7 protein-coding genes are annotated in these 6,482 nt (G+C 72.0%); 5 read left to right on the forward strand and 2 right to left on the reverse strand.

Going from position 1 to position 6,482, the window contains the following annotated elements; all coding sequences use genetic code 11:
• The first annotated feature begins 16 nt into the window (after positions 1-16).
• The 4 genes from BM142_RS15935 to BM142_RS15950 all read left to right on the forward strand — a co-directional run bounded on the left by BM142_RS15935 (position 17) and on the right by BM142_RS15950 (position 3,846).
• A complete protein-coding gene (locus BM142_RS15935) occupies positions 17-1,462 on the forward strand; it encodes an aldehyde dehydrogenase family protein (protein ID WP_245160179.1) in 1,446 nt (481 codons plus the stop codon).
• 395 nt (positions 1,463-1,857) lie between these two features.
• Positions 1,858-2,118, forward strand: a complete 261-nt coding sequence (locus BM142_RS15940; protein ID WP_092200914.1) for a hypothetical protein — start codon at positions 1,858-1,860, stop codon at positions 2,116-2,118.
• Positions 2,115-2,540, forward strand: a complete 426-nt coding sequence (locus BM142_RS15945; RefSeq protein ID WP_092200916.1) for a type II toxin-antitoxin system VapC family toxin — start codon at positions 2,115-2,117, stop codon at positions 2,538-2,540. Before BM142_RS15940 ends, BM142_RS15945 begins: the two co-directional genes overlap by 4 nt.
• Positions 2,541-2,691: 151 nt before the next feature.
• Entirely contained in the window at positions 2,692-3,846 is a 1,155-nt protein-coding gene (locus BM142_RS15950) for a tyrosine-type recombinase/integrase (protein ID WP_092200919.1), read from the forward strand.
• Positions 3,847-3,865: 19 nt separating this feature from the next.
• Here the strand turns inward: BM142_RS15950 and ychF are convergent, their stop codons facing one another.
• Positions 3,866-4,939: a redox-regulated ATPase YchF gene (gene ychF, locus BM142_RS15955; RefSeq protein WP_092200922.1), complete on the reverse strand. Its 1,074-nt coding sequence runs from the start codon at positions 4,937-4,939 to the stop codon at positions 3,866-3,868.
• A gap of 120 nt (positions 4,940-5,059) precedes the next feature.
• On the opposite strand from ychF, the gene BM142_RS24605 reads away from it, so the two are divergent.
• Positions 5,060-5,566 carry a hypothetical protein gene (locus tag BM142_RS24605; protein WP_092200925.1) on the forward strand — a complete coding sequence of 169 codons (507 nt, stop codon included), beginning with the start codon at positions 5,060-5,062 and terminating at the stop codon, positions 5,564-5,566.
• A 10-nt stretch (positions 5,567-5,576) separates the two neighbouring features.
• On the opposite strand, the gene BM142_RS15965 is transcribed toward BM142_RS24605, so the two are convergent.
• Positions 5,577-6,482: HNH endonuclease signature motif containing protein (locus tag BM142_RS15965; RefSeq protein WP_139228905.1), on the reverse strand; the 906-nt coding region annotated here is incomplete at its 5' end.

The raw sequence follows: 6,482 nt of genomic DNA on the forward strand, positions 1-6,482 counted from the left end.
ACCGAGAGGACCCGGAGTGCAGCTCGAGACGACCCCCATCCGCGTCGCCGGCGCCCAGGTGTGGGGCTCGCAGACCCAGCCGGTCACCCGCCCCGACGGCGGTGACCCCGCCGGGCATGTGACCGTCGCCGACCCCGAGCACGTCGAGGCCGCGGTGTCCGCCGCGCACCACGTGGCACCGGAGTTCGCGGGCCTGCCCGCCCACCGCCGTGCCGACGCCCTGGCCCACGTGTCGCGACGCCTGACGGAGTCCCGCGAGGATCTGGCCGCGGTGATCGTCGCCGAAGGCGGCAAGCCGGTCCGCTGGGCCCGGGCCGAGGTCGATCGAGCCGCAGCGACGTTCCGCCTGGCCGGGGAGGAGGCCCGCCGCTGGGTCGGTGACCTGCAGCGCCTGGACACCGACCCGTCGGGAGAAGGCCGCATAGCGCTCAACCGGCGCGTGAGCCGCGGACCCGTCCTGGGCATCACCCCGTTCAACTTCCCGCTGAACCTGGTCGCCCACAAGGTCGCCCCCGCCCTGGCCGTGGGCGCACCCATCGTGCTTAAGCCCGCCCCCGCCACACCACTGTCAGCCCTTTTCTTGGGTGGCCTACTCGCCGAGACAGACCTCCCCGCCGGGTCCTGGTCGATTCTCACCGTGCCCAACGAACGCATGAACCCTCTGGTTACCGACCCGCGACTACCGGTCGTGTCCTTCACCGGCTCCGGGCCAGTCGGCTGGGGGATCCGCGACCTCGTACCCCGTAAGCACGTTACCCTCGAACTCGGCGGCAACGCCGCCGTCGTCGTGTGCGCCGACTGGAACAGCCTCGCCGACCTGCAGCGCGCTGCCCAGCGGATTGCCACGTTCGGCGTCGGCCAAGCCGGCCAGTCCTGCATCTCCGTGCAACGGGTCATCGCCGACCGCAGCGTGTTCGACCAACTGCGCGACCTCGTCGTCGCCGAAGTCCAAGCGCAGGTGCTCGGTGACCCAGAGCGGGAAGAGACCACCCTGGGCCCGATGATCGACGAACGCGCCGCCCAGCGCGCGCACTCCTGGATCACCGAAGCCGTCGACGCCGGCGCGCACGTCCTCACCGGCGGCAGACGCGACTACGCCCGCCTTGAGCCGACCGTGCTGGTCGACGTGCCCCCCGGAGCGCGCGTCGACCGCGACGAGGTCTTCGCCCCCGTGCTGTCCCTACGAGCCGTCGACGGCCTCGACGAGGCGCTCGCCGCCGTCAATGACTCCGATTTCGGACTGCAGGTGGGGGTCTTCACCCACGACATCACCACCGCATTCCGCGCACACCGCGACCTCGAGGTCGGAGGCGTCATCGTGGGCGATGTCCCCAGCTACCGCGCCGACCAGATGCCCTACGGCGGAACGAAGGGCTCCGGCATCGGACGCGAAGGCGTCCGCTACGCGATGGAAGACCTCACCTACGACCGTACCCTGGTCCTCACCGGCATCGACCTCTGAGGGCACTCACCAGACCCGCAGCAGACCGGGTGCCCACGTGAGGACTGCCGATTTAATCGTTCACTCTGTCGGCCGCGGGACAACCGGTGCGTAAGTTCGTCGCAACCATGTGGCGGGCGCGTCTCCGCTCGACCAGCCGCGCGTCGTTTTTATCCCGCTGAGGATCCCCAAACGGAACTGCCGGGGTGCGACGGTTGGTCACTTCCCAGCCAGCTCCCGCTAACCGCTTCCTGGCCGGCTGGGGTGGGTCGGGGGAAGGGTGGGCCGAAGGCCCAGCCCGGAGGGCCGCGCAGCGTCCTTCCGGCGACCAACGATGCCGGCATACTGGCGCGGAGGGAGCGGCTCCAGCGATCTTGGCTTGGCTCGTTGTCCGAGAATCCCGGTACGCTGCGATCATGAGTTCCGCCGACGGCTGGGACCTGACGGTCCCCGAGGATGCAGCCGAGCTGCTCGCTGAGCTGCGTCGCCACGGCGTGCGGCCCGGCCAGCGCCTGCATGTGGTGCGCGCGGATAAGGAGCCGGAGCAGCCAAGCGGCGAAGACGCTGCCCGGCCCACCCGCGCGAAGCTCGACTTCATCGGTTCGGTGCACGGTGGTCCCGCGGACCTGTCCATCCGCACTGACGAGTACCTGCAGCGAGGCTTCGGCCGCGAGTGATCCTCGTCGACACGAACGTTCTCGTGGCGGCTGCCCGGACCGCCGACACCAATCACGACGCCGCGGCGCAATTGCTCCAGACCCTCGACGAGCCGCCGCTGGTTCCACCCACCGTGCTCGCGGAGGTCTGTTACCTCCTCAACGAGTGGGGTGGACCCGGCGCCGAGGTCCGGTTCCTTCGCGACCTCCGACCCGGCGGCCTCCGACTCGCCGAGCTGACCACTGCCGACGTCGCACGCATGGCCGATCTGGTTGAGCGGTACGCGGACCTCCGTCTCGGCGGAACCGACGCCTCGCTCGTCGCCATCGCCGAGCGCCTGCGCATCGATCGGATCGCCACCTTCGACCGGCGCCATTTCACGGTCGTCCGCCCCGCCCACGTCGCGACGTTCACGCTGCTTCCCGGGATCACGTCAAGCTGACCGGATGCCCCGCCGGGCCGGGCGGGGCGCGGCGCGCGGTCGAACTCCGAGGACGGCGTCGGGGCCCGGACACGGCGCAGTGTCAGGCCCTCGGACTACGTTCGGCCGCGTCGGTGTCCGGCGAGGTCCATGCGGATTGAAGGGCGGAGCCATGGCGAGCATCCAGGACCGGTGGCGTCGCAAGGACCCGGCCACCGGCCGCCTGGTGCCCACGGGGCTGGACGGCAAGGGGCTGCGCTACCGCCCGCAGTTCCGGGACCCGTCGGGCCGCCAGATCATGAAGGGGTTCGCGCTCAAGCGGGACGCGCAGCGTTGGCTGACCGAACAGACCGCCCACATCGTTCGGGGCACCTACGTCGACCCGGGCGCCGGTCGCACTACGTTCGCCGAGTTCTACGCGGACTGGTCCAGCCGGCAGGTGTGGGCACCGGGGACGGTCCTCGCGATGAACCTCGCGGCCGGTTCGGTGCCGTTCGCCGACCTCCCGCTGAGATCGCTGCGCCGCTCGCACGTCGAGGGCTGGGTCAAGGCAATGGTCAACCGCGGTCTTGCCCCCGGCACCGTGCACACGCGGGTGAACAACGTGCGCGCCGTCCTCCGCGGCGCCGTCGCCGACAGGCTGATGGCGAGTGATCCGAGCGTCGGCGTCGCGCTCCCCCGGCGCCGCCGGGCGGCAGCCGCGATGACCCTGCCCACCGCGGCCCAGGTCGGCGACGTCCTCCAGGCCGCCGACGACGCCTTCCGCCCGTTCGTCGCCCTCTGCGCGTTCGCCGGCCTGCGGCTCGGCGAGGCCGCCGCCGTCCAGGTCGAAGACATCGACTTCCTGCGGCGCACGCTCACCGTCACCCGCCAGGTGCAGCGAGGCGGCGCGGGCCGGGTCGAGGTGCGGCCGCCCAAGTACGGAAGCGAGCGGGTCGTCTTCCTCGCCCCGGGGCTTGTCGACATCCTGGCGGCGCATGTCGCCGCGTTCTGCCCGGGTGGTGGATGGCTCTTCACCGGAGAAGCGGGACAGCCCCCGCACCAGAACACTGTCGGCTACCGCTGGCGCACCACCACCGCGGCGGCCGGCATCGCGGGGCTTCGACTGCACGACCTCCGGCACTTCTACGCCTCCGGCCTGATCGCGGCCGGCTGCGACGTCGTCACCGTGCAGCGGGCCCTCGGGCACGCCTCCGCCACCACGACACTGAACACGTACAGCCACCTGTGGCCGAGCGCCGAGGACCGCACCCGGACCGCCGCGCAGGCCTTGCTCGCAGATTCTTGTGGACTGAGTGTGGATTCGGAGGGATCAACAAGCCGCTGACGTGCGGTTTTATACCTATCTACACGTTGAAGCGGAACTCCACGACGTCGCCGTCGGCCATGACGTACTCCTTGCCCTCCATGCGGACCCAGCCCTTCGACTTGGCCTCGGCCATGGAGCCGGCCTCGACCAGCTGGTCGAAGGAGACGATCTCGGCCTTGATGAAGCCGCGCTGGAAGTCGGTGTGGATCACGCCGGCGGCCTGCGGGGCGGTGGCGCCGACCGGGATGGTCCAGGCGCGCGACTCCTTGGGACCGGCGGTCAGGTAGGTCTGCAGGCCGAGGGTGCGGAAGCCGACCTTCGCGAGCTGGTCGAGGCCGGGCTCGTTCTGGCCGATGGACTCCAGCAGCTCGGCGGCCTCGTCGGCCGGCAGCTCGATCAGCTCCGACTCGGTCTGGGCGTCGAGGAAGATCGCCTCCGCCGGGGCGACCAGTGCGCGCAGCTCGTCGAGCATCCCGGTGTTGGCCAGCTCGTCGGCGTCGACGTTGAAGACGTAGAGGAACGGCTTGGTCGTCATGAGCCCGAGCTCGCGCAGCGGCGCGGGGTCGACGCCGGCGCTGAACAGGGTCCTGCCCTCGTCCAGGATCTTCTGCGCGTCGACGGCGGCCGCGTGGAGGGCGGCGCGCTCCTTGTCCTTGCGCATCTCCTTCTCCAGCCGCGGGATCGCCCTCTCCAGCGTCTGCAGGTCGGCCAGGAGGAGCTCGGTGTTGATCGTCTCGATGTCGTCGGCCGGGCTCACCTTGCCGTCGACGTGCACCACGTCTGGGTCGGTGAACACCCGGATCACCTGGCAGATCGCGTCGCTCTCGCGGGTGTTGGCCAGGAACTTGTTGCCCAGCCCGGCGCCTTCGCTGGCACCGCGGACGATGCCGGCGATGTCCACGAACGACACCGTCGCCGGGATGATCTTCTGCGAGCCGAAGATCTCCGCGAGCGTCGCCAGCCTCGGGTCCGGCACGCCCACCACGCCGACGTTGGGCTCGATCGTCGCGAACGGGTAGTTCGCCGCGAGGACGTCGTTCTTGGTCAGGGCGTTGAAGAGGGTCGACTTGCCGACGTTGGGCAGGCCGACGATCCCGATGGTGAGACTCACGGGGAACCAGCGTACGTGTGCCGGTTCCCGGCGATCCCCGACACGGACGGCGGCCGGTACGGGCCCGCACCACGGGACCCCGGTGTCGTCGGCGCCGACGGCATACGCCAAGGTCAGCGCATGATCGGCCGCGTCTCCGGCATCGTCGGCGCCCTCATCCTCGCGGGCTGGCTGTACTGGCTCACAGCCCGCGCCCAGCTCCTGCTCGACCGTGCCGACGCCACGCTGGACCGCGCCGACCGCACGCTCGCGGCCGCCCTGGCCATGCTCGCCGCGGCGCCCGCGGCGAGCGCGGCGCCCGCGGCCGCGCCGGCCTCCGCCGGCGTCGTGAGCCCGTCGGGGGAAGGCCTGCCGTCCACTGCCCGACCGGCGGCCGCAACCGCCCCACCGCCGGTCACGACCGCCCCACCGCCGGCCGCGACCGCCCCACCGCCGGCCGCCACCACCCCACCGGCGGGTGCCGTGGCACCGCCCGCGCCGGTGACCGTGCTGCCGCCCGCCGGGGGGCCACCGACCGTGCCGGCCGGCATGGCGCTCGAGGTCGAGAAACGGGCGCTGGTCGAGCGCGCCTTCTCCGTGCACGGCTCACCGCGCCGGTTCACGTTCAAGACCGGCGGGCGGGGCTGAGCGACCCCGGCTACAGCGGGGCAGGGACGAGGATCTCGGTGCCGTCGGGGCGCCAGGTGCGCCATCGGCCGTCGGGTTGGCGTTCCACCCGGAACCCGTGGTGCACCTTGGTGTGATGCCGTTCGCACAGCAGCGCTGAGTTCTCCAGCGACGTCTCGCCGCCGTCGATCCAGTGGACCAGGTGGTGGACGTCGCACCACTGGGTCGGGGCTGCGCAGCCGGTGAACACGCAGTGCCGGTCCCGGGCCTCGTTCGCCCGCCGCAGATGCGGGGGCACCACCCGGTGGGAGCGGCCCACGTCCAGCGGGGTGCCGTCGGGGCCGAACACGATCCGGCCGATCTGACCGTCGCAAGCCAGCCAGCGGGCGCGGGCGGCGGAGATCATGGCGCCGGAGCCCATCCGCCCGGCACCCGGGCCGGTCGCGGGGTCGGCCAGGTCGTCGAGGTCGATGGTGACCACCACCTGCGGCTTGACCGTGCGCAGCACCGGCAGACCGCCGGCAGCCAGCAGCCGGTCGCAGAGGGCGACCAGGGCGTCGCCCTGCTGCTGGGCCCGGGACCGGTCGTCACCGGCCGGCCGGTCGGCCTGCACCAGCGACTCCACCGCCGCCTTGAACTTCTCCCCGCCCACCGCGTCGAGCTCGAACCGGCCCGAGACGCTGCCGTCGGGATGGGTGGCGATCGACATCGACCGGCCCTCCGTCGGGTCCGGCTCCGGCCCGTCCTGATCCAGCCGCGCCAGGTAGCCGTCCACGACGGCGACCAGCTCCTGGTGCCCCCCGACCACGGCGACCTGCGCGAACGCCGCATCGACCGCGGCCAGGTCGATGCCCTGGTCGGCGGCCAGCCCCAGCGCACGCGGGGTGACCGCCCGGGCCACCTCGGCCACCTGCTCGGCCGACACCCCGCCCGCGCC

Origin of the sequence: Blastococcus tunisiensis, assembly GCF_900112815.1 — a bacterium.
In the GTDB taxonomy this organism is placed as follows: domain Bacteria; phylum Actinomycetota; class Actinomycetes; order Mycobacteriales; family Geodermatophilaceae; genus Blastococcus_B; species Blastococcus_B tunisiensis.